Source organism: Marivita hallyeonensis, assembly GCF_900129875.1.
GTDB lineage: Bacteria > Pseudomonadota > Alphaproteobacteria > Rhodobacterales > Rhodobacteraceae > Marivita > Marivita hallyeonensis.
This window is the reverse complement of the sequence record NZ_FQXC01000003.1, coordinates 659,884-684,172: the sequence shown is the minus strand read 5'-3', so window position 1 is coordinate 684,172 and position 24,289 is coordinate 659,884. Positions and strand designations below refer to the sequence as shown.

The window sequence follows — 24,289 nt, the reverse complement described above, 5'->3', positions numbered from 1 at the left end:
CTACGGGCTTTTCCCGACGTGACGGGCTGGATCAGCGCCCGGGAATGTCGGTGCGCGGCGGTGCGGGATCCCAGTTTTCGATGATCTGCGCCGCGTCTTCCGCGTTTTCGACAAATCGAAAGAGGTCGAGATCCTCGGGGCTGATGGTGCCCGCGTCCTTCAGCGCCTCCCAGTTGATGATCTTGTCCCAGAACGATTTGCCAAACAGCAGAAACGGCACACGCTCCATACGCCCGGTCTGGATGAGGGTGAGGGATTCAAACATCTCGTCAAGCGTGCCGAAGCCGCCGGGGAAGACGCAGATGGCGCGGGCGCGCATCAGGAAGTGCATCTTGCGGATCGCGAAGTAATGGAAGTTGAAGCAGAGGTCCGGTGTCACGTATTCGTTCGGCGCCTGTTCGTGGGGCAAAACGATATTGAGACCGATGGATTTGCCGCCCTCGTCCGCTGCACCGCGGTTGCCCGCCTCCATCACGCCGGGGCCGCCGCCGGTGGCGACGACGAATTCGCGGCCTTGGGACGCAAGGGATTTGCGGGTCATGAGCCGGGCAAAGGCGCGTGCCTCGTCGTAGAAATGGGACAGTTCGGCAAGCGTTTTGGTACGGGCGGTGTCCTTGTCGGCCGGGCGCGGGATGCGGGCGCCGCCGAAGAGAACGATGGTGCTTTCGATCTGGTGTTCATCGAGCAGGAGTTGTGGTTTGAGAAGTTCAAGCTGCAAACGCACGGGGCGCAGCTCATCGCGGAGCATGAACTCGTCGTCTGCAAAGGCCAGCCGATAAGCGGGCGACTGCGTTTGCGGCGTCTGCGGCACGTGGCTGGCGGTGCTGCGGTCGAGTTTGGCGTCACGGAAGGGGCTAGCGCGGTGGTCTTGCATCGAATTCGGTTCCTTGTTCGCATCTGCGCGGGGCGGTAGCGTCGGTGTTCGGGCACCAAAGAGGGGATGACATGGATTGGCAAGCCGAGATTGAAGCCGCAGCGGCGCGTGTTCGGGATCATGTGGTGCAAACGCCCGTCATGACCACGGATGCGTTTGGCCGACGGATCGAGATGAAGCTCGAACAGGTGCAGCACACCGGAAGCTTTAAGGCGCGCGGTGCGTTCAACACGCTTCTGGCGTCGGATGTGCCCGAAGCCGGTGTTGTTGCGGCGTCGGGGGGCAATCACGGTGCGGCGGTGGCCTTTGCGGCGCGGCATCTGGGGCATCGTACCAAGATCTTCGTGCCCGAGATCGCGGGTCCTGCGAAGATTGCGCTGATCGAGCGGACCGGGGCCGCATTGACGGTGGTGCCGGGGGAATATGCCAACGCGCTTGAGCTGGCGGAGCGAGAGGCGGCAGAGAGCGGCGCGATGCAGATCCATGCCTATGACGCGCCGCTGACGGTGGCCGGACAGGGCACGATGGTGCGCGAATGGGAAGCGCAAGGATTGGAAGCGGATACGGTGCTGATCGCGGTTGGTGGCGGCGGTCTGATCGCGGGGGCGTTGGGGTGGCTAAAGCGTCGCCGCAAGGTGGTTGCGGTGGAGCCGATGACGGCCTGCGCATTGCACGCCGCTTTGGAGGCGGGTGAGCCTATCGACGTGCCTGTCTCGGGCATCGCGGCCAACGCGTTGGGGGCGCGACGGATCGGCGGGATCTGCTTCGAGTTGGCGACAGAGATCGGCATCGAGGTTGTGCGGGTCACGGATGGCGCGATTGCAGAGGCGCAGACGGCGCTGTGGCAAGCGCATCGCCAGCTGGTGGAACCGGCGGGCGCGGCGGCTTTGGCGGCTCTGATGTCGGGGGCGTATGTGCCCGCGCCGGGTGAGCGGGTCGCGGTGTTGGTCTGCGGGGGCAATATTGCGCCGGATCCGCTTTGAGCCGGAGCTGACCCATCTTCGCCAGAATGCACGCATGGCTGACATGACCCTGCATCTTGATCCGACGGGTACAAATGCGCCGAAGCATCAGTTCTCGGACACGGTTGTTCCGGGCTCATACACCGGTTCCGTGCACCTTTGCCTGCCCGCTGTCACGGATGTCTCTGCGACCGCCTCCGGTGAGGTCCTGCATTGCGCCCGGGACCCGCGCGAATTATACGCCGCGTCAACTTGGACCCTCGGAACAGGATTGCCGCATGTCGAACGCTCAGCTTGAAACCGCCATCGAAGCCGCTTGGGATGCGCGCGACACGATCACTCCGTCGACCGGGGGCGAGACCCGGGAGGCGATCGAAGACACGCTGAATGCACTCGACAGCGGTCAGCTGCGGGTGGCCGAGAAGCAAGACGATGGCAGCTGGCATGTGAACCAGTGGGCCAAGAAAGCTGTGCTTCTGGGCTTCCGGATCAAGGACATGGAGCAGCACGATAACGGGCCGCAAGGTGGCGGCTGGTGGGACAAGGTCGACAGCAAGTTCAAGGGCTGGGGCGACAACCAGTGGCGCGCCGCAGGGTTTCGTGCCGTGCCGAACTGCGTGGTGCGCAAATCGGCCTATATCGCGCCGGGCGTGGTGCTGATGCCGTCTTTCGTGAACCTAGGCGCTTATGTCGATGAAGGTACGATGGTCGACACCTGGGCAACCGTCGGGTCGTGCGCCCAGATCGGCAAGAACGTCCACCTTTCCGGCGGCGTTGGTATCGGCGGCGTGCTCGAGCCGATGCAGGCGGGTCCAACCATCATCGAGGACAACTGCTTTATCGGTGCGCGGTCCGAAGTGGTCGAGGGGTGCATCGTGCGCGAAGGTTCGGTTCTGGGCATGGGCGTGTTCATCGGACAGTCGACGAAGATCGTCGACCGCGAAACCGGCGACGTCATGTATGGCGAGGTGCCCCCCTATTCGGTGGTGGTAGCCGGGTCGATGCCGTCGAAGAACAACGTCAACCTCTACTGCGCGGTGATCGTCAAGCGGGTGGACGAGAAGACGCGGTCGAAGACCGGGATCAACGAATTGCTGCGCGATTGAGTTGAAACCCTACCCTAGGCTTTTTTCGCGGGCTTTTCGGCAATCGGACCGCCCGCGTTTTTCCAACCGCTGAACCCGTCTGAGATGTGGCTGACATTTTGCAGCCCCATCTCTTGTGCTGTCTTTGCAGAAAGCGCGGACCGCCAGCCGGACGCGCAGTAGAACACGAAGCGGTTGCCGCTTTGAAACTGAGGTTTGGCATAGGGGCTTTCCGGGTCGATCCAGAATTCGAGCATGCCCCGTGGGCAGTGAAAAGCGCCCGGGATCATGCCGTCGCGTTCCAGCTCGCGTGGGTCGCGGAGATCGACGAAGGTCACGTCTTCTTGACCGGCGAGGTCGAGCAGGTCTGCGGCAGGCGCGTGATCGACAACCGCGTTGGCGTCGGCGACCATGTCTTTGACGGATTTCATGGGTGCGTGCTCCTCATGTTCGGCGCGGTCAGACAACACCTCTCGACCCGCCGGGTCAATCATGGCAGATGCCGATGATCCAAAATTGAGTGCTGCCATGACCGAGAAACCGAAAAAGCCGAAGAAACCGCATTCCGTGTTCACGCTTGTCGTGGAGGTCGGACGGAAGTCGGGGGATGGTCTACCGGACAAGGCCACCGGCGCGGCTCTGATGTGTTACGCCTCGGGCGTCGACGAGGCCGAAGCGGTGCGGGAGACGGTGGCGATCCTGAAACAGGCGGATATGGCACCGCTGGATGTGACCGGGTACGGCACGCTTGAGGATCGGCGGGCGCAGGGGCATGAGATCGAGGAGGATGAGATCGAGCTCATGCAGAAAGCGTTGGATGAGAATGCGGTGATCGTGGCGCAGGTGACGCCATATTTCGACAAGGACGGCGCCTAGGCGGCACGCGCTTCGGCGAGGGAAATGGCCTCGAACGCGCGCAGGACCTGATATCCGGCGCGGTGGTGTTCCGGCAGCAGGTTTCGCGGGATGTCGGCGAGAAGCGACGCGCCGAGCCGGATTTTGTCACGGCGCATGCGACCAAGATACAGCGTCTCCAGCGCGGCATCCGGGATACGCACCGCGTCATGATGCGGGAGCAGCAGCTGATGATAGGTGACAAAGCGCGGGGCCGGTTCAACATGGCCCGCGTACCCGTTCACCAGCGTCGAGGCGGGGATTAGCACGTTTTCGCGCCCGAACAGGTATTCGACTTCGGGACCGCTGACCAACAGACGTTGGTGCAGGGACACGACCACGTCCTGGGTCAGACCGAAATAGGGCGCACGCACCCGGACCGGGCGGAAAGAGCCGAGGCTTGGCACCGTCCGACGCACAACGTTCAGAACCGGCACGAGCGCGCCGCTGGCGGCCCGGACCACGTCGCCCTGCCGTAGTTGGGTGGCCATCTTCAGCCCCTGCGCGGTTTCCACGGGCACCGAGGGCGACAGGGTTGGCATCGGTCCGACGGGCTCGATCTCCGTCGACAGGGCAACGAACACGACATCCGGGTCGACCTCTGTCAGGCCCTGTGGACGCGCGATGGCACAGAGGTCGGTCAGCAGCGGCGCGTTGGTCATCGCGAAGTGCCGGATGATGATGTGCTCGGATTCGGGACGCGCGACGACGAAGCGGCCCATGCCGCGCGCGAGGTCCCAGCTGATCGTGACTTGAAGCGTATCGGTTCTGGCTTCACGTCCGCGCTCCACCACTTCGTGCACGACGTCATTGTCACGAGCCATGACGAGAACGACGCTGCCATGCGGGGTCGACATGAGCGACAGGGTGGCCGTGCTTGTGCCGCCGCGCCTGAAGGACAGCAGGGTCTGCGGACGGGCATCGGGGGATAGATGCGTCTCGAGCAGGATGGAGCCTTTCGGCACACAGGCGCGGGGACGGCTGGACAGGATATCCTCAACATCCTCGCGCAGCCAGGAGTCGTGGGCGCGGCCATCGAGCAGCGCGAACCAACTCATGCCGCTGCTCCGAGCAGGAGTTTGACTTCATGTTTCTTGAGGATCTGGCGCGCCGCGTCGCCATAGCCCTCGCCGGTTTCAAGATCGAGGTCCGGGAAGAGTTGGGCGATCTCTGCGGCGGTGTCGTCTTCGAACACGTCAACGGTTTGCGGGCCGGGCAGGAAACTTTCGGTCGCCAGGCCGTTGGCCATGACGATCTCGTGCTGGTCGAACAGCAGGTGCACGTAGGTGACGCTGCCGCCTTCTTTCAACAGGACGGACGTCCCGTTTACGAGATGTTTGGCGGCCACCAGAACTTCTGGTGTGCCGAACACGAGATCGGCGACCGGGTCCCGCAGAAGAATGCGATGTTGGGGTGACAATTGCAGGCTGGTGTGATCACCGAAGGTGCCGGCCTTGACCTGTACTGGCGCAAAGGACCCGAGCGCGGCGACGGTGCGTTGCCCGATCCATCTCAGCGGTTGCAGGCCACGGTCCATCGTCCAGACCATGTCGCCGGGACGCAGGTCTTCAACCCGGACATGGCCGTGTTCACATTGGATGCGCGTGCCCGCGACGAAGCAGGGCACGGTGGCGATGGTGACAAAGCCGACATCCACGCCTCCGCTGGAGCTTTCGACTTCGTAAGTGAAATTGACGGTTTCGAAGTCGCCGTCGGACGTCACAGACAAGGTGCCGTCGGCGTTGAGCGTGACGGTCTGCCCGGTGTTCAGGGTGACGCTGTCCCCGGCGGTAACGGCAATGCCGTTGATATGGGTGATGACCAGCGACCCGGCGGTGTTGTTGATGTCGTTGGCCAGGACGTCGAGGGTTTTGGTGGTGTTCGTGAACAGAGAGACCGTGTCGGCCTGAGCGACCAGCGTGGTCTGGATCGAGTCCCCGGCGATCAGGAGATTGGAGTCGTAACTGGAGTCGACCACATCCGCGATGCCGATGCGGATCGAATTCACCTGGTCCGGAATGACGTTCATCGTCAGCGTGAGAGTGACGGTGAAGCCGTCCATCTCGGTGTTGTAGTCATCGCCCATATTGTCGATGAACAGGTTGGAATTCTGTGTATCGTTGAGGTTCGCCGGGTCGATGTCCCCGTTGCCGGGCAAGATATTGACCTGCTGGCCGTTGACCCAGACGCCGACGAAATCCTGGTACACGGAGTTGGTGAATTCCGGATATTCCTCGGAAGAGAAGACGAACCGCATCGTCATGGTGTCGGCGTCTGGGATGAAGTCAACGTCGAGGAACGACGCATCGAATGTGCTGGCGCCAGCGGCTGCGTTGAAGTCTGCGTTGTTGTTCGGGCCGTTCGATCCAGAGGTCGTCGACGCGCTGCGGTTCGGATCGCCTCCGGATTGCGTGAAGCGCGTTGCGCGGCCTGTGGACAGGATCACACCGGTGTCGCCGGGTGTCACACCGGGGGCGAGCGCATCGCCGTTCTCGTAGATCGCGGAGGACCGGTTGTCGCCGGTATAGCTGGCGTTCACCACTGTGACGCCATCACCAAAGATCGCCTCGGCCATAGCCGTGGCGCTTGCATTGGTGGTGTATGTCAACTCTGCTCCGGTTGCCATGCCTGCCTCGTGTCTTGCCAAGGCAAACGGCCCACAACTCGTCAAACAACGGTGCCACCGGTGTTTTCACCGTGTCGCACGCATGTTGGGGTACTCGCCTGCCTCAAGACGAATTTTTATTATTAGTGATTTGGTAACACAGCTTTTGGAGGCCGTCATCTTAAACGCGTGGTCCGTCGGGGCGAGGCACGCATACCTTGAGTCCTTTTCGTCACATTTGCCTCTGACCGCGCAGAACGATAGCCATGCTGCGACTCGCATTCCGAAGGTTTTGACATGTTTGACACCGATCCCGTTGATCTCACCACCGCGCTTGTGCGCTGTCCTTCCGTGACACCGGAAGAAGGTGGCGCGCTTGTGCTTCTGCAAGAGCTTCTGGAAGGTGCGGGGTTTTCCTGCACCCGCGTGGATCGGGGCGGGATATCCAATCTGTTCGCGCGCTGGGGCGACAAGGGCCACGCCAAGACGTTCGGCTTCAACGGGCACACGGATGTCGTGCCCATCGGCAATCCGGACGACTGGACCATGCCACCCTTCGGGGCCGAGATCAGAGACGGGATGCTTTACGGCCGCGGGTCCACTGACATGAAATCGGGGGTCGCGGCGTTTGCCGCAGCGGCGGTGGATTTTGTTCGCAACTCTCCGCCCGATGGGGCCGTGATCCTGACCATCACAGGCGATGAAGAGGCGGATGCGCTGGACGGGACGGTGGCGCTTCTCGACTGGATGGAAACCGAGGGCGAGCGGATGTCGGTCTGCATTGTCGGAGAGCCGACCAGCCCAAACCACATGGGCGAGATGATGAAGATCGGGCGGCGCGGGTCGCTGACCGCGTGGTTCAGGATCACCGGCAAGCAGGGCCATTCCGCCTATCTTCACCGCGCGCTCAATCCGATGCCTGCGATGGCGCGTCTGATGGATGTGCTGTCGTCGCATGAACTGGACCAGGGGACCGCGCATTTCGATCCGTCAACTCTGGCCGTTCTGACCATTGACACCGGCAATCCGGCCACAAATGTCGTACCGGCAGAGACACGCGCCTGCGTGAACATCCGGTTCAACGACACCCATACCGGGGCGCAGTTGACCGATTGGCTGCGCGCCGAGGCCGCGAAGGTGGATGAGACCTTTGGCACGAAGACAGACGTGAAGGTGAAGATCTCGGGTGAGAGCTTCATCACGCCGCCCGGGCCGTTGTCGGATCTGGTGGCGAAGGCGGTCGAAGCGGAGACCGGGGTCACGCCAGAGCTGTCGACAACCGGCGGCACGTCGGACGCGCGGTTTGTGAAAGACCACTGTCCGGTGGTGGAATTCGGGCTAGTGGGCAAGACGATGCACGCGGTCGACGAACGGGTCGAGGTGGCGCAGATTATTGAGTTGAAGCGCATCTACACGCGGATTCTGCAGGACTACTTCGCGGAATGACGGTTGAGATCACGCAGGTTGACGACCTGACAGACTGTCTTGCTCTGCGGCACACGGTGTTTGTCGAAGAGCAGAACGTGCCTCTTGAACTGGAACAGGATGAGTTTGACGCGACCGCGATCCATCTCTTGGCGCGGGTGGATGGCGTGCCGACTGGTACGGCGCGGATCGTGGTCATGGACGGCACTGGCAAGATCGGGCGGGTTTGCGTCTTGAAACCGGCGCGCGGCACTGGTCTTGGGGCCGCTTTGATCCGGGAGGCATTGGATATCCTGAAGGACACACAAGGTGTGACACGCGCGGTATTGGGCGCTCGCACAGACGCCCTGGGCTTTTACGAAAGGTTTGGCTTTACCGCCTATGGCGAGGTTTTCGATGATGCCGGGATCGATCACCAGATGATGGAATTGCGCTTCGACACCTGAGAGTGCGCGTGCTACCTCAGACCCATGAGCAAACTGCCGACCAAGGCCGATATCCTCGACTGGATTTCCGCCAACCCGACCCTCACCGCAAAACGCGACATCGCCAAGGCCTTTGGCATCAAGGGCGCTGCCCGGATCGATCTGAAACGGCTTTTGAAAGAGCTGGAGCACGAAGGGCATCTTGAGAAGCGCAATAAAACCTATCGCGACCCGGATCGCCTCCCGCCGGTGAGTGTGTTGCAGGTCAAGGCACCAACGATTGACGGCGATCTTTTCGCGCGCCCGCTGGAATGGCATGGCGAGGGCGTGGAGCCCATCGTCCTGATCATCCCGCGCGCCAGCGATCCGGCGCTGGGGGAAGGCGACCGTATCCTTGCGCGGTTGCAGGTGGTGCATGCTGAGGACCACAATTACGAGGCCCGCCTGATCCGGCGGATCGGATTCAACCCGCGCAAGGTGGTCGGCATCTTCAAGAAAAGCTCGGACGGCGGGCGCATCAAGTCCATCGACAAGGGATCGGACAAGGAATGGCAGGTCACGGCCGACGCCATTGGCGGTGCGAAAGACGGGGAACTTGTCGAAGCTGAGCAGATCGGACCGGCGGGCCGTCTGGGCCTGCCCCGCGCGCGGATCACCGAACGGCTGGGCGATCCGTCGGCACCACGGGCGGTGTCGCTGATTGCGATCCATCAGCACGGCATCCCCGACAGCTTTCCCGATGCGGTGATTGCGGAAGCGGACGCCATGAAACCGGCGGGACTGAAGGGTCGGGAAGATCTGCGGGAAATGCCGCTGATCACCATCGACCCGGCCGACGCGCGCGACCATGACGACGCCTGTTACGCCCATGCCGACGATGATCCGAAGAACGAAGGTGGCCATGTCATCTGGGTCGCGATTGCGGATGTGGCGCATTACGTGACGCCGGGATCTGCACTGGATACCGAGGCGCGCAAGCGGGGGAATTCGAGCTACTTCCCCGACCGCGTGGTGCCGATGCTGCCGGACCGGTTGTCGGGTGACCTGTGTTCGCTGCACGAAGGTGTGCCGCGTGCCTGTATCGCGGTGCGGATGCAGATCGACGCGAAAGGTCAAAAGCTGAGCCACCGGTTCGTCCGGGGGCTCATGCGGTCGCCAGCATCGCTCAATTACCGCGAAGTGCAGGATGGCATGGATGGCGCGCCGAATGACAAGATCGCGCCCTTGATGGACGACGTGATCCGACCTCTCTATGCGGCTTACGAAGCGCTCACCAAAGCACGCGCCGCGCGGCAGCCGCTGAACCTTGACCTGCCGGAGCGTAAAATCGTTCTGGGCGAAGATGGTCATGTCACGTCGGTGAATTTCGCGGACCGGCTGGATGCACATAAACTCATCGAGGAGTTCATGGTGCTGGCCAATGTGGCTGCGGCCGAGACGCTGATATCCAAGCGCATGCCGCTTCTTTTCCGGGTGCATGAGGAACCGCCGCCCGAAAAGCTCGACAATTTGCGCGAGACGGCGGATGCGGCGGGGTTCACGCTGGCGAAGGGGCAGGTTCTGAAGACCTCACATCTGAACCGGCTGCTCGACGACGCGGCCGGGTCTGATGATGCGGAACTCATCAACCTCGCGACGCTGCGGTCGATGACGCAGGCCTATTACAATCCCGAGAATTTCGGGCATTTCGGACTGGCATTGCGCAGTTACGCGCATTTCACATCACCGATCCGGCGGTACTCCGACCTGATTGTGCACCGCGCGCTGATCAAGGCCTACTGTTGGGGCGATGACGGGCTGTCGCCCGAAGATATCGAGCGGCTTGAGAACACTGCCCAGCATATCAGCGACACCGAGCGCCGGTCGATGATGGCGGAACGGGACACGACCGACCGCTATCTGGCCGCCTATCTGTCGGACCGAATCGGGGCGGAGTTCACCGGGCGGATCAGCGGGATTGCGCGGTTTGGGGTGTTTGTGAAGCTGGATGAGACCGGCGCGGACGGGCTGATCCCGATCCGGTCGCTGGGCAACGAATACTTCCATTTCGACAAAGACGCGGCGACGCTGATGGGGGCCGATACGGGCACGCTCATCACGCTGGGTCAGCGGGTGACGGTGAAGCTGATTGATGCGGCGCCGGTCACAGGCGGCATTGGGTTGGAGCTTTTGACGCTTGAGGATGCGAAACTGCCCGGCGGTTCCGGTAAGGGCCGCATGGGGCGCAACTCGCGCCCCACGGGAAAAGGTGGTCCGAAACGCAAAGCGGCCAAGGCGAAGAAGAAAGACGCCAAGACCAAGCGCAAGGTCACGCGGCGACGGCGTAGCAGCTAGGCTCGGGATACAGCGCGGCGCGTCCACGTTCGATATAGGCCATCAGCGTCGGATTTTCGCGCACGGCCCGACGTAAGGCGGTTTCCTCTGGGAGACCGGCAATCATGCTGAGCACCGGAACCGCGATTGTGTCGGGTGCGGTGGGGTGATCGCCCAGCAGGTAGCGTGTTTCCCACAGATGATCGGTCAGGCAGTCGAGATCTGGCAGAAAGCACTCCATCCGCTGGTCTTCCGTCATGCGTGCGCATCCCTGACTGAGCAGCCCGGCGCGCACCTGCCGTCGTGCCAGCGTTGCAACAGCGGGGCGCATCAGCGCGGGAACCTCGGCAAAGATCACTGGCCCCAGGTGGGTCCAGTTGGCGTCGACGAGCCAGCGGTCATGGGCCAGACCAAGCCGCAAGTGCTCTTCGATCATGCGGATCAGGGCCTGTCCCTGCGCCCGCCTGCGGGCCGACATGCCAGGGTAGAAATCTGCACCTTTGCCCTCGAGATAGGCCTGAATGAAGGCGGATTCAGGGATGACACCCTCGGGCGTCCGCAACGCGGGCAAGCGGTTGAGTGGTCCGGCGGCGGGATTGCCGGTGTATTCCGGGGTCCAATCCTGACCCGACATCTCAAGCTGGATCATCGACTTGAGGCAAAACGGGCTGAGGCAGGGTTCGTCGAGGCCTTCGGGAAAGGTGATGAGGGTCAGCATTTGGGTTCTCCACTTTCAGGTTCGTTAGCCCGTGTCTAAAAGACCGTCCTGTCAATTTCTGACAGTATGCGCGAAGATGATCGGATCATGAGCCGGACCCATCGACTGTTCCAATTGATGCAAGCCCTGCGCAGCCTGCCTCCGCCGGCGACGGCAGGACAATTGGCCGAAGCTACGGGTGTGTCCGCACGCACGCTGTATCGCGACATCGATACGTTGCGCGAATTGGGCGCGGTCATCGATGGCGAGGCGGGGTTCGGCTATACGCTGATCGAGGACGCCCATCTTCCACCGCTCGGCTTCAAGGATGATGAGCTTGAGGCGCTGGTTCTTGGGCTGCGCGAGGTTGCGGCGGTCGGTGATCCGGCCTTGGCGGATGCGGCGCGGTCGGCGCTGGTCAAACTGCGCGCACGGTTGCCCGAGCGGCAAGCGCACAGGCTCCGGCATTCCGTGCTTGTTGCACATCGGTTCAATCCGCCACCTGCCCCCACAATCGACTCGCGTGTCCTGCGAGAGGCTTGCTGGGAAGAGCGCGTCGTGACGTTTGATTACACGGACAAACAGGGGGTGCCGACGCAACGCAGTGTGCAACCCCTGAGCATCGTGCTTTTCGATCAGTCGCATTGTCTGCTGGCATGGTGCCTCAAACGCGATGACTTCCGGGCGTTTCGGCTGGACCGGATGAGCGCGCTGCACGTGACAGAGACGTCATTCCGACCGGCGCGCGCGCCATTGCTCAAGACGTATCTCGAAAATCTGACGGCGGCGGGGGATCGCTTGGTTCCGTTTTGACCGCTTCGCAAATCGCGGCAATCGCGGTAGGATTGCATCAAGTCCGGGAAACGGACACGAGCAGCGGGAAAACGGATCATGCGGTTTCAGGGTCTCACCTTCATCTTTGCACTTATTGGGACGGTTGCGGCGGCCGGGTCTGTCGATCAGTCGCTCAGGCCAATGCCGAGGATCGCCACGGCGGATGAGGTTTCACGCAGTTCCGTGAACCTTGTGTCGGTTGTGGCGCCGCAAAACTCGCTGCGCCCCGCCTTGCGGCCCGTGGCCTCTCCAACGCCTGAGACGATTGTCCCTGCGGCGACGCAGGCGGGCTTCGAGGCGTGGATTGCCGGTTTCAGGGTTCGGGCCTTGCAGCAAGGGATTTCATCCGCCGTATTCGACCGCGCGTTGGCCAGCGCCCGCTACGATCCAGACGTGGTGCGACGCGACCGGACGCAGTCGGAATTCACGAAGACGATCTGGGATTATCTGGACAGCGCGGCCTCGGACGCCCGGGTGCGGAACGGGAAAGAGGCATTAAGGACGCATGCGGCGCTCCTGGACCGGATCGAGGCGCAGTATGGCGTGGACAAGGACGTGATCGTTGCGATCTGGGGGCTTGAATCGGCGTATGGGACGTTCCGTGGATCGAACTCGGTGATCGGTTCCCTCGCGACGCTGGCCTATGACGGGCGGCGTGGCGCGTTTTTCGAGGGCGAGTTGATCGCGGCCTTGCGCATTCTGCAGAGCGGGGACGTTCGGCTGGCGAACTTCACCGGAAGCTGGGCCGGGGCGATGGGGCATACACAATTCATTCCGACCTCGTACCAGCGTCTGGCTGTCGATTTCACCGGGGACGGCAAGCGGGATATCTGGTCGGATGATCCGGCGGACGCACTGGCGTCGACCGCGAACTATCTGGCAAAGAACGGATGGGTGAAAGGCGCGCCATGGGGCGTTGAGGTGCAGGTGCCGTCTGGCTTTGACTACACACTGGCGAACCGGGACATTCAGAAAATGCCGTCGGACTGGGCGCAGATCGGTGTGGTTGGCATGGATGGGAAACCGGTGCGGGACTACGGTTCCGCGTCGGTGCTGCTGCCCGCAGGGGCGCAGGGCGCCGGGTTCCTGATCTTCAAGAATTTCGACGTCATCGAAACTTACAACACCGCCGATGCCTACGTGATCGGGGTCGGCCATCTGAGCGACCGCATCACCGGAGGCGGGCCGATCCAATCCGACTGGCCACGCGGGGACAGAGCGTTGAGCTATGCCGAACGCAAGGAGATGCAGCGTCTTCTGACGGCCAAGGGGTTCGATACGAAGAAGATCGACGGCAAGATCGGGCCATTGACGATCAACGCGGTGCGACAGTTTCAACGGTCCGTCGGAGATGTGCCGGACGGGTACGCGTCTTTGCGGATCTTGGAGAAGTTGCGGTAACGCGCTCCGCAGCGGGAGCCCGGCCTACGGATTTTCCGCCTCGCAGGCCTCGCCCACGAAACAGCTTTGAACCTGAGACAGTTGGTCCTCGGTCGGGTTCTGGTAGGTCATACCCGGACAGGGGCTGAGTTCCATCACCCATTGCTGATCTTCCTGCTTGAGGAAGGCGAGATGATCCCCCTTCGCAGTGCCACCGCACCAAGGGCCGAGGCAGGACACGCGCAGGATCACGTCGCGCTCGAAGGCGCGGCTGAATCCATCGGCGGTCAGGGATTGGCCCGCCAGCCATCCCGGAATGTCGACGCTATCGCCGTTGCGCGCGTTGCGTTGATCGACGCGGTTCGGCAGTTCGGCTTCGTCGAAGAAAAGCTGGCCCTTGACCACGATATACGTGTCTTCTGACGCAGCCGCGTTGGCGTAGTCACGGGCGATGTTCGGCGCGAGGCAACTGAGTGCGGCAGCCTGTTGCACCATAAGAAGCGATAGGATCAGGCCCCAAATCACGCGCATCAGAGATGATCCCGGAAGGCGGTCAGCACGCGCTCGTACACGTGGCGTTTGAACGGTACGATGTGGTTGATCAGTTGCTCGGGCTCCATCCATTTCCAGCGACTGAATTCCTGATGCTCGGTCTCTATGTTGACCTGCTCATCGGTGCCGTGAAAGCGCATGAGGAACCACTTCTGTTCCTGCCCGCGGTAGCGCCCTTTCCAAAGCTGGCCGATCAGGTCGTTCGGCAGATCGTAGGGAATCCAATCCTTGGTTTCGGCTTCGATCCTCACGAGGTCCGACGTCACGCCGGTTTCTTCCCAGAGCTCGCGCATCGCGGCGTCACGCGGGGCCTCGCCCTTGTCCACGCCGCCTTGGGGCATCTGCCAGGCTGGGCCGGGGTTGTCGATGCGCTGGCCGACAAAGACCTGACCGTCACGGTTGATCAGCATGACCCCCACACAGGGTCGATACGGCAGGCGGGCGATGTCTTCGGGGCTCATTGATCGGGTATCCGGTTCCAGCTGTGTGCCACATCCAACGCGCGCGGCAGATCGCGGGCCAGACGGGTGGCACGCTCTGGTTCGATACACCAACAGGTGGCGATTTCAAATGCTAAGGCGGCGGCTTGCGTCACCGGGTCTTTGACCTGCCTATTGGCGTGATTGTCGAAGTCGGCCTGATCAACGCGCGAGAGCCAACGCAGCTGTTCTTCGGTGCGGTGTGTGGATTTGAAGACATGGCCTGCGCCGGGCCAGGTGCCGCGCAAAACGGTGTTGCGTTCCCCTTCGCCGATGGGTTCAAACGAAAAACCCGGAAGCCCCCAGGCTTCCGGGTCGGGTTTGTCCAACCTGTCTGGCACCCTTAATCTTCGGCGGGTTGCAGTGCAGTCAGGCCCTTAAGGATATCGATGGCGTAGGCGAGCTGATAGTCTTCCTCGCGCAGCGCCGCTGCTGCTTCGGCCTTGGCACGATCCGCTTCGATCTGTTCGATCTCGTCTTCCGTCAGGCTGTCATTGTCGAGACTGCCGCGCAGATCCGCTTCGGAGCGGTTGAAGACGTTGGTTTCTTCCTCTTCCTCCGACTCCTCGGCCCGGCGGGGCTGTTCGACCACGATATCGGGCGACACGCCCAGCGCCTGGATCGAGCGGCCCGACGGTGTGTAGTAGCGCGCGGTGGTCAGGCGCATGGCACCATCGCCCCGCAATGGCATCACGGTCTGGACGGAGCCTTTGCCGAAGGACTTGGTGCCGACGACAATCGCCCGGCGGTGATCCTGCAGAGCGCCAGCGACGATCTCGGATGCAGAGGCCGAGCCACCGTTGATGAGAACGACGATCGGTTTGCCCTCGGCCAAATCACCGGGTGTCGCGTTGTAGCGTTCGCCGTCTTCCGGCTGGCGACCGCGTGTACTGACGATCTCGCCCTTGTCGAGGAAGGCGTCACTGACGCGGATCGCCTGGTTCAGCAGGCCGCCGGGGTTGTTGCGGAGGTCGAGAACGATGCCTTCGACGTTTTCCATACCACCCGCCGCTTCGACCTGTTCGGCGAGGCCCTCTTCGAGGTTCGGATAGGTCTGGTCGTTGAACGTGGTCACGCGCAGGACCACCGCTTCGCCCTGCAAGCGCGAGCGCACAGCGGTCAGCTTGATCGTGTCGCGAATGATCGACACCTCGAACGGTTCCGCCTCGCCTTCGCGCACAACGGTGATGATGATTTCGGACCCGACAGGGCCGCGCATCATGTCGACGGCTTCGTCCAGGGTCAGGCCGAGAACGGAGTCTCCATCGACATGGGTGATGAAGTCGCCCGCTTCGATGCCTGCCTCGTCGGCGGGTGTGCCATCGATGGGCGAGACCACTTTCACGAAGCCGTCTTCCTGGGTGACCTCGATCCCGAGACCGCCGAACTCGCCTCTCGTCTGAACGCGCATGTCGGCGGCGTCATTCGGGGACAGGTAGCTGGAATGCGGGTCCAATGATGTCAGCATGCCGTCGATGGCCGCTTCGATCAGGTCCGCTGCATCGACCTCTTCCACATATTGCCCGCGAATGCGTTCGAAAATATCGCCAAAGAGGTCAAGCTGTTCGTAAACACTGGTCGAGCGCGCGCTTTCCTGCGCCACAAGCGGACCCACGAGCTGTGTTGAGGCCACGACGCCGGCAATCGAGCCGCCTATCGCCGCCATGAGAACTTTCTTCATTCGGTCATTCCCTTGTCATCTGCAAACCACCCGAGGGGGTCTTCCGGCGTTTCGCCTTGTCTGACCTCTATATAGAGCGTTTCGGACAAAGCTGCGCCAGTCCTTTCACCGGATGGTGATAGAATATCGTCGGGTTCACCTTCGGGACCGCCCATGAGACCGACGGGGCTGCCCTCGGGCAGAACCTGTCCGGTTTCGCCGAAGACTGTCTCAAGTCCCGCAAACACAAACAAAATATCGGGTTCGGGTTCGAGGATCGTGACCAACCCGTAGTCGAGCAGCGGGCCGCGGTAGCGAATGGTCGCAGCCGCTGGCGTGGTCACAAGCGCGCGAGGACGGGTGGCGATCAGCACGCCGGGCCGCGTGATCCCGGCGGCGTCGGTTTCGCCGGCGCGCCTGAGCACTTCGCCGGCCACTGGCAGCGGCAGTGCGCCCTTGCGATCCCGGATCTCCGGCAGATCGATCTCGGTTTCGCCCTCGGAAATCTGTGTGAGCCCGCTGGCAAACCCGTCGAGCGTTTCGCTGGCAGCGATCAGAAGGGCGGTTCTTACCGGGTCTTCGGTGAACTTGCGCGGCAAATCGGTCCGGTCCGCCATCGCCTGGCTGAGCGCAGTGCGGGCGGATTGCACACCGCTGAGGCCAAGGCGCAACGTGTCCGCGGCGTCCTGCTGTAGTTGGCGCAGAACCGTGGCTTCCTCGACATCGGCACGCAGATCGGCAGCGGCCTCGGACAGCGCGGGCGTAACGGATGCCATCAACAGACCGGCGCGCGCGGCCCCGACGGGGCCGTCGGGATGAACAAAGGATTGCGGAGACGCAGACGCGCCAAGCGCCGACAGGGCCGCAAGAAGGCGGGTGACTTCGGCATCGCGCGCATCAAGGTCGCGGCGCAGCTCGGTTTCGCGGATGGACGCGACGCGCAACCCGTCGCGCATGGCGGCCAGCCCGGTCTCGAACGCCTGAACCGCCTCCGTCAAGGCACGGACTCGGTCACGGGCGCTTTCCGCGTCGTCGAGTTTTTGCGTCGCCTCTTCAAGTTGGGCCATCGCCGCGCGTGCGGCATCCGCCGGGGACTGCGCAACAGCGGGACCAACCAAAGCCAGACAGAGGCACGTGGCGAGCGCGGATCGGATCATGTTTGAATGAGGCTCTTGCCTGTCATGTCGTCTGGCTGGGGCAAGTTCATCAGCTGCAGCAAGGTGGGAGCAAGATCGGCAAGTCGGCCGTCGCGCAGCGATGCGCCGTCCGGCCCGCCATAGAGGATGACAGGCACAAGATTGGTGGTGTGCGCGGTGTGCGGGCCGCCTGTTTCGGGGTCGATCATCGTTTCGCAATTGCCGTGATCGGCGGTGACGATCATCGCGCCGCCCGCGTTTTCGAGCGCGGCCAAGACCTTCCCCAGTCCGGTGTCCACCGCCTCGCACGCCTTGATCGCTGCATCGAGATCGCCGGTATGGCCGACCATATCCGGATTGGCGTAGTTGGTGACGATCAGGTCATAGCCCGCCTCGACCGCCGCGACGAATTTCTCGGTCACTTCCTCGGCAGACATCTCGGGCTGCAGGTCGTAGGTGGCGACGTTCGGGCTTTTGGGCATATCACGGTCTTCGCCCTCTTCGGGTGTCTCCTGCCCGCCGTTGAGGAAGAACGTCACGTGGGGGTATTTCTCGGTCTCGGCCAACCGGTACTGTTTCAGACCATGCTTGGCGACCCATTCGCCCAGCGTGTTCTTGATCTCTTGCTTCGGGTAGGCCGTCGTCATGTAGTCGTTGTGGCTGGTCGAATAATCGACCATGCCAAGCAGCGCGGACAGATTGGCTTTATCGCGGTCGAACCCGTCGAAGTCGGGAGCGCCGATGGCCGCAAGGATTTCGCGCGCGCGATCGGCGCGGAAGTTGAGGCAGAAGAAACCGTCGCCGTCGCCAAGGCCGGCATACTCTCCGATCACGCGGGGCTCGATGAATTCGTCGTTCTGGTCATCCGCATAGGCGTCTTCAACCGCGCCAGTCGCCGTTTCGGCAGAGGCACCCTGCCCGAGGATCATCGCGTTGTAGGCGCGCTCAACGCGGTCCCAGCGGTTGTCGCGGTCCATCGCATAGTAGCGGCCGATCACGGTGCCGATCGTCGCCTTATCGGGAAGGCCGTCGGCAAGTTCGGCGACAAACCCTTCGGCAGAGGTCGGCGCCACATCGCGACCGTCGGTGATGGCGTGGATGACAACCTCGACATCCTGATCCGTCAGCAGTTTCACGGCTGCCTTGATGTGGTTGATGTGACCGTGCACGCCGCCATCCGAGACGACGCCCATCAGATGCGCGCGACCACCCGCATCTTTGACCTTGGCCGCGAAATCAAGGATCGCGTCGTTTTCGAAAAAGCTGCCATCCTCGATGGCAAGATCGATCTGGCCGAGGTCCATCGCCACCACGCGCCCGGCACCGATATTGGTGTGCCCAACCTCGGAATTGCCCATCTGTCCGCTGGGCAGGCCCACGTCAGGACCGTGTGTGACCAGGGTCGCGTTCGGGCAGGTCGCCATGAGATGATCCATCGTCGGCGTGTTCGCCAGCTTTGGGGCGTTGGCGGTGGCGTCCTCGCGAAGGCCCCAGCCGTCGAGGATCGTCAGAACAACGGGTTTCGGGGTGGTCATCTGGGTGCGCCCTCTGCTCGGGTTTTTGTTGACGAGCGGTGTAACAGAGGTGGTGCGGGATGTGGAGAGGGCGCGACTGGATTGATCGCAGCGCGATCAACTGGGGGCGCTGCCCCCAGACCCCCGGGATATTTTCAAACCGAAGAAGACGGGAAGATCATTCGAAGAGCCGCCAACCGGCAAGCCAGCGTGTCACAGTGGTGATCGCGCAGAGGACTGCGAAGAGGTAGGCGAGCCAGGGGAAGGCCATCGGGAAGAGGCACATCGCGATGAAGAGGGCGATGGTTTCGGTGCCCTCGGTCAGACCGCCGAGGTAGTAGATGCCCTTGGTCGGGTATTGCTCGGACGTGATGCCGCGTTTCTCGGCGACGATGGAGAAGGCGAGGAAGCTGGAGCCGGTGCCGATGAAGCTGCAGATCAGGACGGCGGCGGGAAGGGCATTTGCAGACGGGTCGTGCAGCGCGAAGCCCAGAGGGAAAAGCCCGTAGAACATGAAGTCGAGCGCGATGTCGAGGAAGGCACCGCGGTCGGTGGGGGTAGTCAAGCGCGCGACCGCACCGTCCAACCCGTCGGCGAGACGGTTGAGGACCAGGCAGAAGAGCGCCAAACCGAACGCACCGGTCGCGGCGGCGAGCACGCCCAGCAGACCGATGCCGAACCCGACGAACGTGATCTGATCCGCGGTGATGCCACGGGCGACAAGGCCACGGGCCGGGCGGTCGAAGGCGCGTTTGAGGAAGGGCAGGATCCTGGCGTCGATCATCGGCAAACCGGGCTATGGAAGAGACGAAACCGGCCATAGCGCCCGTTGAACCGGCCGTATACTGAAATCTTGCACACCTGTTTGTCATTTGACCGATACCGGGTAACGCTGGTTTCTACCGCGACGACCGGGGCGTTTGCGCCCTTTTGACCAAGGAACACCACCTCATGCGCACATTTCTCGCTGCCGCCCTCGCCTCCTTCACCGCGTTTGCCGCGGTGGCCAATCCAGATCCCGCCAACTGGGACGCCGTGACAGAAGAGGCGCGCGGGCAGACGGTGTACTGGAATGCGTGGGGCGGGTCGGACACGATCAACAGCTTCATCGGCTGGATCGGAGACCGGGTGCAGGAAGAGTACGGAGTGACGCTCGAACATGTGAAGCTCTCCGACACTGCCGAAGCGGTCAGCCGCGTGGTTGCTGAAAAATCGGCGGGCAAAGACGACGGTGGCGCGGTCGACATGATTTGGATCAACGGCGAAAACTTCGCCGCGATGAAGCGACAGGGGCTGCTGTTCGGGCCATGGGTCGAACAGATGCCAAGCTGGGCAAATGTCGATGTTGCTGGAAAGCCAGCGGTTGTGTCGGACTTCACCGTCCCCACCGATGGGCTGGAAGCGCCGTGGGGCATGGCGCAGGTGGTGTTCTACTACGACACCGCACGGCTTGAGGCGCCGCCCAAATCGATGGAAGCGTTGGCGGCCTATGCAGCAGAGAACCCGGGGCGGTTTACCTATCCGCAGCCGCCGAATTTTCTTGGGTCAACCTTCCTGAAGCAAGCGCTGATCGAGTTCGTCCCGGATGCATCTGTCCTGCAGGCGCCGATCGATGAAGCGGACTATTCCGCTGCGACTGCGGAGTTCTGGGCGTTCCTCGAAAATCTGACGCCCAACCTCTGGCGCGCGGGACGGGCCTATCCGCAGAACGAGTCGCGGCAAATCCAGCTGATGGCCGACGGGGAGATCGACCTTGCGATCAGTTTCAACCCGAACGAGGCGTCGAATGCGATTGCGAATTTCGAGTTGCAGGACAGTGTGCGCACCTTCGTGATGGACGCAGGCAGTATCGGCAATGCGAGCTTCGTCGCGATCCCCTACAACGCAAACGCCAAGGAAGGCGCCATGGTGGTGGCCAACTTCATCATGTCGCCCGAGGCACAGGCGATGATGCAGGACCCGGAGGTCTGGGGGCTGGGCACGGTGCTGGATCTGGAAAAGCTTTCGGACGACGACCGCATGTTGTTCGATGCGCTGGAGTTGGGTCTCGCCACGCTGCCGCCGGATGAGCTGGGCGCGACCCTGCCGGAACCGCATCCGAGCTGGATGGTGCGGCTTGAGGAAGACTGGACCGAGCGGTTCGGCGTCGCACAATAGGCGCGCTTTGAGTGGCGGTTCCCGCTGAGATCCGACCAGCGCGTGCGCGATTCCTTCCGTGGGCGCCGCTTCTGACGGTCGCGATCATGGTGGGGCCGGTGCTGGCAGGAGTTCTGGGAACGCTGGCACCTGCTTTCGGGTATATGCCCGCGCTCGGCGGTGCAGGCCTGTCCCTCGACGCGTTCGGGATGCTGTTCGACTGGCCGGGGATCACCCGTGCGAGTGTGCTCAGTGTGACAACCGGGTTGGCTGCTACCGCGATTTCACTCTTGTTGGTGGCCGTCATCTGTGCGGCGTGGAGCGGGTCCACCGCATTTCGGGTGATCGAACGCGCGTTGTCCCCGCTTCTCTCGGTGCCTCACGCAGCCGCGGCGTTTGGGCTGGCGTTCCTGATTGCGCCGTCGGGCTGGGTCTCTCGGGCAATCTCTCCCTGGCTTTCGGGATGGGAACGCCCACCTGACCTCTTGATCCTGCAGGACCCATACGGTGCGTCATTGGTGGCAGGTCTGGTGGTAAAGGAAGTGCCGTTCCTTTTGCTGATGACGCTGGCGGCGCTGTCACAGGTCCGCACGGCTCAGGCGCGGGACACCGCGATGGCGTTGGGATACGCCCCCGTGACCGGCTGGTTCAAGACCGTGTTCCCGCGTGTCTATGCGCAAATCCGGCTCCCGGTCTACGCGGTGCTCGCATTTTCGATGACGGTCATCGACGTGGCGATCATTCTTGGGCCAACCACGCCGCCGACGCTTGCGGTGCAGATCCTGCGTTGGATGAACGATCCCGATTTGAGCTTGCGATTTCTCGCGTCGGCGGCGGCGGTTTGGCAGCTTTTGCTTGTCGTGGGTGCTTTGCTGATGTGGCGGCTTGCCGAGAGCGTCGTGGGGCGACTTGGTCGCCGATGGGTGGCGTCCGGTACACGCGGCGGGGCGACGCGGACGATCAAGGCGGTGTCGCTTGCCGCCGCGCTGGTCAGTGCGGGTGCGGTGATCTTCGGACTGCTCGGATTGGTCGTGTGGTCGGTCGCCGGGCTGTGGCAGTTTCCTGAACTTTGGCCGGACGGGTTTTCAACGCGCACCTGGATGCGACACGGCCCCGGTCTTGGGTCGATCGTGGAAGAAACGGTGATTACTGCGAGTGTCGCCACCGCGGCAGCGCTGCTCTTGACGCTGGCCTGCCTCGAGGCAGAGGAACGGCACGGCCTGAAGCCCAGCACGCGGGCCTTGTGGCTGCTCTATGTGCCGCTGATCGTGCCGCAGATCGCGTTTTTGACCGGCCTTCAGACCCTCGCGATTTTTGCGGGGGTGGACGGCAACAGGTCTGCGGTGATCGCTGTGCATGTCATTTTTGTGCTGCCCTACGTGTTCCTGTCGCTGGCCGATCCGTTCCGCGCATGGGATGCGCGCTATGGCGAGGTTGCACGGGCTTTGGGTGCGTCGCGTGACGGCGTTTTGTGGCGCGTGCGGTTGCCGATGCTGTTGCGCCCGATCCTGACAGCGGCGGCCGTAGGCTTCGCGGTGTCCATCGGGCAGTTCCTTCCAACGCTGCTGGCCGGAGCGGGGCGCGTCCAGACCTTGACCACCGAGGCGGTGGCGCTGGCTTCGGGCGGAGATCGGCGTGTGATTTCGGTCTATGCGCTGAGCCAAACAGCCGTGGCACTTTTGCCGTTTGCGGTGGCGCTGTTTGTACCAGCCGTGGTTTGGCGCAATCGCAGAGGTTTGCGGCATGGGTGAGCTTGGTTTGACACTCGATCACGTGGTGATCGGTCGCGAAGGACGCACGCTCGTCAAGATCTCGGATCACGTCGCGCCGGGAGAGGTGCTGACCGTGATGGGGCCAAGCGGATCGGGCAAGTCGACGCTGCTGTCTTACATCATCGGCACCTTGGACCCCGTGTTCGAGGCGCAAGGCCGCGTGATCCTGAACGGCACGGACATCACCGATACGGCGCCGGAAACACGGCGCGTTGGCATCCTCTTTCAGGACGAGTTACTGTTCCCGCATCTGTCTGTCGGCGAAAACCTTGCTTTCGGTTTGCGCGCTTCGGTCAAAGGTCGGTCCGAACGCGCGCGGCAGATCGAGGCGGCGCTGGACGATATCGGGCTCTCCGGGTTTGCCAATCGCGATCCTGAGACCTTGTCTGGCGGTCAGAAAGCACGGGTGGCGCTCATGCGGATGCTGCTGTCCGGGCCAAAGGCCTTGCTCTTGGATGAGCCGTTTTCGCGGCTGGATACCGAACGGCGTGGCCAAATCCGGGACCTTGTCTTTTCACAGGCGCGGGCGAAGGGGCTGCCGGTGCTCTTGGTAACGCATGACCACGCCGATGCCGAAGCTGCCGGCGGGCGGGTACACGAGTTGACCGATTAACGCTCGGATGCGGTGCGCTGTGTCGCGCCATCTTTGCGCAGTTGAAGCGCGTGGAGCGTTTCGGTGGGCAGGATCGTAAAGCATTTGGCATAGCGTGGGATCAACCGCGCCGGTTGCGATAATGCGCGCCAGAGCCATTCCATCGCGATGGTACGCACCCACGCCGGCGCACGGGTTTGTTCACCCGAGAAGAAATCCAGCCCGGCCCCGATGGACACAAACCCGACGGATGGGAGGGTTTTACGCCCGTGCGCTGCGAAAAGCTCTTGTTTGGGGGCGCCCAGCGCTAGGAAGGCGATGTCCGCGCTTGCATCTTCGATGGTGGCCAGAACGTCGTCGGCACTGGCCCCTGTCGGGTCAAAGCCCATAGGCGGGGCGATGGTAGCAACGATGCATGTACCGGGAACCTCATGCTCCAGATAAGCCTTGGCCGCCATCAGCGTTTTTTCGGTACTCCCGACAAGCGCGATGGTTTTGCCGTGTGCAGCGGCGATGCGGGTCAGCGGCAGGATCGCGTCCGAGCCTGGGATCAGACGTACCGGGCGACCGGCGAGTTTGGACATCCAGACAATCGGATTGCCGTCTGCAACGATCATATCCTGATCGGCGTATGCCGCGCGAAAACGGGCGTCTGTCCGAAGTTTTACCAGATGGTCAAGATTGATCGTTGCGAGCGAAAAGCCATCGCCCGACCGCAGACGCGAGGACACCTGACGCTCCAACGCGACCCAGTCGGGCACGTTCACGGTCACGTCGTAATCTTCACCCCAAAAGCGCATCTGCGCCTCCTTTTGCGTCGTCGGAGCGGGGTTTACTGTTGTCATGCGGCTAAATCGGGGCGAGAGCGCTGCAATATCAAGACAGGATGCACATAATTGACGCCTCTGACGCGAGAAAAACCAGTTTTGCCAAAATATCACCGTTATTGATTGC

25 protein-coding genes are annotated in these 24,289 nt (G+C 62.5%); 12 read left to right on the top strand and 13 right to left on the bottom strand.

All coding sequences use genetic code 11. The annotated features are described in order from the left end of the window. Positions 1-31 precede the first annotated feature (31 nt). Positions 32-874: an LOG family protein gene (locus BUA42_RS12645; RefSeq protein WP_072778295.1), complete on the bottom strand. Its 843-nt coding sequence runs from the start codon at positions 872-874 to the stop codon at positions 32-34. A gap of 71 nt (positions 875-945) precedes the next feature. On the opposite strand from BUA42_RS12645, the gene BUA42_RS12640 reads away from it, so the two are divergent. The 3 genes from BUA42_RS12640 to dapD are packed head-to-tail and all read left to right on the top strand — an operon-like array spanning position 946 to position 2,942. Then, positions 946-1,857, top strand: a complete 912-nt coding sequence (locus BUA42_RS12640; RefSeq protein ID WP_072778293.1) for a threonine/serine dehydratase — start codon at positions 946-948, stop codon at positions 1,855-1,857. A 34-nt stretch (positions 1,858-1,891) separates the two neighbouring features. Then, positions 1,892-2,134, top strand: a complete 243-nt coding sequence (locus BUA42_RS12635; protein ID WP_072778291.1) for a hypothetical protein — start codon at positions 1,892-1,894, stop codon at positions 2,132-2,134. Beyond that, positions 2,115-2,942, top strand: coding sequence for a 2,3,4,5-tetrahydropyridine-2,6-dicarboxylate N-succinyltransferase (dapD, locus tag BUA42_RS12630; protein WP_072778289.1), 828 nt, complete (start codon positions 2,115-2,117; stop codon positions 2,940-2,942). The genes BUA42_RS12635 and dapD overlap by 20 nt, the downstream gene beginning before the upstream one ends. Before the next feature lie 14 nt (positions 2,943-2,956). Here dapD and BUA42_RS12625 read toward each other — a convergent pair whose 3' ends face one another. After that, a complete protein-coding gene (locus BUA42_RS12625; RefSeq protein WP_072778467.1) occupies positions 2,957-3,352 on the bottom strand; it encodes a rhodanese-like domain-containing protein in 396 nt (131 codons plus the stop codon). A gap of 97 nt (positions 3,353-3,449) precedes the next feature. On the opposite strand from BUA42_RS12625, the gene BUA42_RS12620 reads away from it, so the two are divergent. Beyond that, a complete protein-coding gene (locus BUA42_RS12620) occupies positions 3,450-3,797 on the top strand; it encodes a hypothetical protein (RefSeq protein WP_072778465.1) in 348 nt (115 codons plus the stop codon). On the opposite strand, the gene BUA42_RS12615 is transcribed toward BUA42_RS12620, so the two are convergent. Together BUA42_RS12615 and BUA42_RS12610 are read right to left on the bottom strand one after the other, a co-directional pair. Then, positions 3,794-4,873 carry a Hint domain-containing protein gene (locus BUA42_RS12615; protein WP_072778287.1) on the bottom strand — a complete coding sequence of 360 codons (1,080 nt, stop codon included), beginning with the start codon at positions 4,871-4,873 and terminating at the stop codon, positions 3,794-3,796. The two genes, BUA42_RS12620 and BUA42_RS12615, sit on opposite strands and share 4 nt — an antisense overlap. Then, positions 4,870-6,441: a Hint domain-containing protein gene (locus tag BUA42_RS12610; RefSeq protein WP_072778285.1), complete on the bottom strand. Its 1,572-nt coding sequence runs from the start codon at positions 6,439-6,441 to the stop codon at positions 4,870-4,872. Before BUA42_RS12610 ends, BUA42_RS12615 begins: the two co-directional genes overlap by 4 nt. Before the next feature lie 276 nt (positions 6,442-6,717). On the opposite strand from BUA42_RS12610, the gene dapE reads away from it, so the two are divergent. From dapE to rnr, 3 genes are read left to right on the top strand one after another with little or no spacing between them, the layout of a single operon-like run. Next, positions 6,718-7,866 carry a succinyl-diaminopimelate desuccinylase gene (gene dapE, locus BUA42_RS12605; protein ID WP_072778283.1) on the top strand — a complete coding sequence of 383 codons (1,149 nt, stop codon included), beginning with the start codon at positions 6,718-6,720 and terminating at the stop codon, positions 7,864-7,866. Further along, a complete protein-coding gene (locus tag BUA42_RS12600; RefSeq protein ID WP_072778281.1) occupies positions 7,863-8,291 on the top strand; it encodes a GNAT family N-acetyltransferase in 429 nt (142 codons plus the stop codon). The genes dapE and BUA42_RS12600 overlap by 4 nt, the downstream gene beginning before the upstream one ends. A 24-nt stretch (positions 8,292-8,315) precedes the next feature. Next, positions 8,316-10,604, top strand: coding sequence for a ribonuclease R (gene rnr / locus BUA42_RS12595; protein WP_072778280.1), 2,289 nt, complete (start codon positions 8,316-8,318; stop codon positions 10,602-10,604). Here rnr and BUA42_RS12590 read toward each other — a convergent pair. After that, positions 10,579-11,301: a glutathione S-transferase family protein gene (locus BUA42_RS12590; protein ID WP_072778278.1), complete on the bottom strand. Its 723-nt coding sequence runs from the start codon at positions 11,299-11,301 to the stop codon at positions 10,579-10,581. The genes rnr and BUA42_RS12590 overlap by 26 nt on opposite strands. An 87-nt stretch (positions 11,302-11,388) precedes the next feature. Between BUA42_RS12590 and BUA42_RS12585 the strand changes: the two genes are divergently transcribed. Both BUA42_RS12585 and BUA42_RS12580 read left to right on the top strand, forming a co-directional pair. Beyond that, positions 11,389-12,093, top strand: a complete 705-nt coding sequence (locus BUA42_RS12585) for a helix-turn-helix transcriptional regulator (protein WP_072778464.1) — start codon at positions 11,389-11,391, stop codon at positions 12,091-12,093. Between the two features lie 78 nt (positions 12,094-12,171). Then, positions 12,172-13,515, top strand: a complete 1,344-nt coding sequence (locus BUA42_RS12580; RefSeq protein ID WP_072778276.1) for a lytic murein transglycosylase — start codon at positions 12,172-12,174, stop codon at positions 13,513-13,515. Between the two features lie 24 nt (positions 13,516-13,539). Here BUA42_RS12580 and BUA42_RS12575 read toward each other — a convergent pair whose 3' ends face one another. The 7 genes from BUA42_RS12575 to BUA42_RS12545 all read right to left on the bottom strand — a co-directional run bounded on the left by BUA42_RS12575 (position 13,540) and on the right by BUA42_RS12545 (position 19,619). Then, on the bottom strand, positions 13,540-14,025 hold the full coding sequence (locus tag BUA42_RS12575) for a hypothetical protein (RefSeq protein WP_084066209.1): 486 nt from the start codon (positions 14,023-14,025) through the stop codon (positions 13,540-13,542). Continuing rightward, entirely contained in the window at positions 14,025-14,507 is a 483-nt protein-coding gene (locus BUA42_RS12570) for an RNA pyrophosphohydrolase (RefSeq protein ID WP_072778274.1), read from the bottom strand. The genes BUA42_RS12575 and BUA42_RS12570 overlap by 1 nt, the downstream gene beginning before the upstream one ends. Continuing rightward, on the bottom strand, positions 14,504-14,854 hold the full coding sequence (locus tag BUA42_RS12565; RefSeq protein ID WP_143152691.1) for a hypothetical protein: 351 nt from the start codon (positions 14,852-14,854) through the stop codon (positions 14,504-14,506). Before BUA42_RS12565 ends, BUA42_RS12570 begins: the two co-directional genes overlap by 4 nt. Positions 14,855-14,868: 14 nt before the next feature. Beyond that, the gene (locus tag BUA42_RS12560) at positions 14,869-16,206 is read right to left on the bottom strand and encodes a S41 family peptidase (protein ID WP_072778270.1); all 1,338 of its coding nucleotides are present in this window, start codon (positions 16,204-16,206) and stop codon (positions 14,869-14,871) included. Then, positions 16,203-17,342: a murein hydrolase activator EnvC family protein gene (locus tag BUA42_RS12555; RefSeq protein ID WP_072778269.1), complete on the bottom strand. Its 1,140-nt coding sequence runs from the start codon at positions 17,340-17,342 to the stop codon at positions 16,203-16,205. Before BUA42_RS12555 ends, BUA42_RS12560 begins: the two co-directional genes overlap by 4 nt. Continuing rightward, positions 17,339-18,856 carry a 2,3-bisphosphoglycerate-independent phosphoglycerate mutase gene (gene gpmI, locus BUA42_RS12550; protein WP_072778268.1) on the bottom strand — a complete coding sequence of 506 codons (1,518 nt, stop codon included), beginning with the start codon at positions 18,854-18,856 and terminating at the stop codon, positions 17,339-17,341. The genes BUA42_RS12555 and gpmI overlap by 4 nt, the downstream gene beginning before the upstream one ends. A 157-nt stretch (positions 18,857-19,013) precedes the next feature. Further along, entirely contained in the window at positions 19,014-19,619 is a 606-nt protein-coding gene (locus BUA42_RS12545; RefSeq protein ID WP_072778267.1) for a CDP-alcohol phosphatidyltransferase family protein, read from the bottom strand. Positions 19,620-19,786: 167 nt separating this feature from the next. Between BUA42_RS12545 and BUA42_RS12540 the strand changes: the two genes are divergently transcribed. The 3 genes from BUA42_RS12540 to BUA42_RS12530 all read left to right on the top strand — a co-directional run bounded on the left by BUA42_RS12540 (position 19,787) and on the right by BUA42_RS12530 (position 23,356). Further along, a complete protein-coding gene (locus BUA42_RS12540) occupies positions 19,787-20,992 on the top strand; it encodes an ABC transporter substrate-binding protein (protein WP_072778266.1) in 1,206 nt (401 codons plus the stop codon). 86 nt (positions 20,993-21,078) lie between these two features. Continuing rightward, complete coding sequence (locus BUA42_RS12535) at positions 21,079-22,722, top strand: ABC transporter permease (RefSeq protein ID WP_072778460.1); 1,644 nt, start codon at positions 21,079-21,081, stop codon at positions 22,720-22,722. After that, positions 22,715-23,356 carry an ATP-binding cassette domain-containing protein gene (locus BUA42_RS12530; RefSeq protein WP_072778265.1) on the top strand — a complete coding sequence of 214 codons (642 nt, stop codon included), beginning with the start codon at positions 22,715-22,717 and terminating at the stop codon, positions 23,354-23,356. Before BUA42_RS12535 ends, BUA42_RS12530 begins: the two co-directional genes overlap by 8 nt. Here the strand turns inward: BUA42_RS12530 and BUA42_RS12525 are convergent. After that, positions 23,353-24,135: a WecB/TagA/CpsF family glycosyltransferase gene (locus tag BUA42_RS12525; protein ID WP_072778264.1), complete on the bottom strand. Its 783-nt coding sequence runs from the start codon at positions 24,133-24,135 to the stop codon at positions 23,353-23,355. The two genes, BUA42_RS12530 and BUA42_RS12525, sit on opposite strands and share 4 nt — an antisense overlap. Positions 24,136-24,289: the final 154 nt, after the last annotated feature.

Bases quoted from the DNA above. Each gene is read 5' to 3' on its own strand.
- BUA42_RS12645 (WP_072778295.1), bottom strand. From the start codon at position 874: ATGCAAGACCACCGCGCTAGCCCCTTCCGTGACGCCAAACTCGACCGC.
- BUA42_RS12640 (WP_072778293.1), top strand. From the start codon at position 946: ATGGATTGGCAAGCCGAGATTGAAGCCGCAGCGGCGCGTGTTCGGGAT.
- BUA42_RS12635 (WP_072778291.1), top strand. From the start codon at position 1,892: ATGGCTGACATGACCCTGCATCTTGATCCGACGGGTACAAATGCGCCG.
- dapD (WP_072778289.1), top strand. From the start codon at position 2,115: ATGTCGAACGCTCAGCTTGAAACCGCCATCGAAGCCGCTTGGGATGCG.
- BUA42_RS12625 (WP_072778467.1), bottom strand. From the start codon at position 3,352: ATGAAATCCGTCAAAGACATGGTCGCCGACGCCAACGCGGTTGTCGAT.
- BUA42_RS12620 (WP_072778465.1), top strand. From the start codon at position 3,450: ATGACCGAGAAACCGAAAAAGCCGAAGAAACCGCATTCCGTGTTCACG.
- BUA42_RS12615 (WP_072778287.1), bottom strand. From the start codon at position 4,873: ATGAGTTGGTTCGCGCTGCTCGATGGCCGCGCCCACGACTCCTGGCTG.
- BUA42_RS12610 (WP_072778285.1), bottom strand. From the start codon at position 6,441: ATGGCAACCGGAGCAGAGTTGACATACACCACCAATGCAAGCGCCACG.
- dapE (WP_072778283.1), top strand. From the start codon at position 6,718: ATGTTTGACACCGATCCCGTTGATCTCACCACCGCGCTTGTGCGCTGT.
- BUA42_RS12600 (WP_072778281.1), top strand. From the start codon at position 7,863: ATGACGGTTGAGATCACGCAGGTTGACGACCTGACAGACTGTCTTGCT.
- rnr (WP_072778280.1), top strand. From the start codon at position 8,316: ATGAGCAAACTGCCGACCAAGGCCGATATCCTCGACTGGATTTCCGCC.
- BUA42_RS12590 (WP_072778278.1), bottom strand. From the start codon at position 11,301: ATGCTGACCCTCATCACCTTTCCCGAAGGCCTCGACGAACCCTGCCTC.
- BUA42_RS12585 (WP_072778464.1), top strand. From the start codon at position 11,389: ATGAGCCGGACCCATCGACTGTTCCAATTGATGCAAGCCCTGCGCAGC.
- BUA42_RS12580 (WP_072778276.1), top strand. From the start codon at position 12,172: ATGCGGTTTCAGGGTCTCACCTTCATCTTTGCACTTATTGGGACGGTT.
- BUA42_RS12575 (WP_084066209.1), bottom strand. From the start codon at position 14,025: ATGCGCGTGATTTGGGGCCTGATCCTATCGCTTCTTATGGTGCAACAG.
- BUA42_RS12570 (WP_072778274.1), bottom strand. From the start codon at position 14,507: ATGAGCCCCGAAGACATCGCCCGCCTGCCGTATCGACCCTGTGTGGGG.
- BUA42_RS12560 (WP_072778270.1), bottom strand. From the start codon at position 16,206: ATGAAGAAAGTTCTCATGGCGGCGATAGGCGGCTCGATTGCCGGCGTC.
- BUA42_RS12555 (WP_072778269.1), bottom strand. From the start codon at position 17,342: ATGATCCGATCCGCGCTCGCCACGTGCCTCTGTCTGGCTTTGGTTGGT.
- gpmI (WP_072778268.1), bottom strand. From the start codon at position 18,856: ATGACCACCCCGAAACCCGTTGTTCTGACGATCCTCGACGGCTGGGGC.
- BUA42_RS12545 (WP_072778267.1), bottom strand. From the start codon at position 19,619: ATGATCGACGCCAGGATCCTGCCCTTCCTCAAACGCGCCTTCGACCGC.
- BUA42_RS12540 (WP_072778266.1), top strand. From the start codon at position 19,787: ATGCGCACATTTCTCGCTGCCGCCCTCGCCTCCTTCACCGCGTTTGCC.
- BUA42_RS12535 (WP_072778460.1), top strand. From the start codon at position 21,079: ATGGTGGGGCCGGTGCTGGCAGGAGTTCTGGGAACGCTGGCACCTGCT.
- BUA42_RS12530 (WP_072778265.1), top strand. From the start codon at position 22,715: ATGGGTGAGCTTGGTTTGACACTCGATCACGTGGTGATCGGTCGCGAA.
- BUA42_RS12525 (WP_072778264.1), bottom strand. From the start codon at position 24,135: ATGCGCTTTTGGGGTGAAGATTACGACGTGACCGTGAACGTGCCCGAC.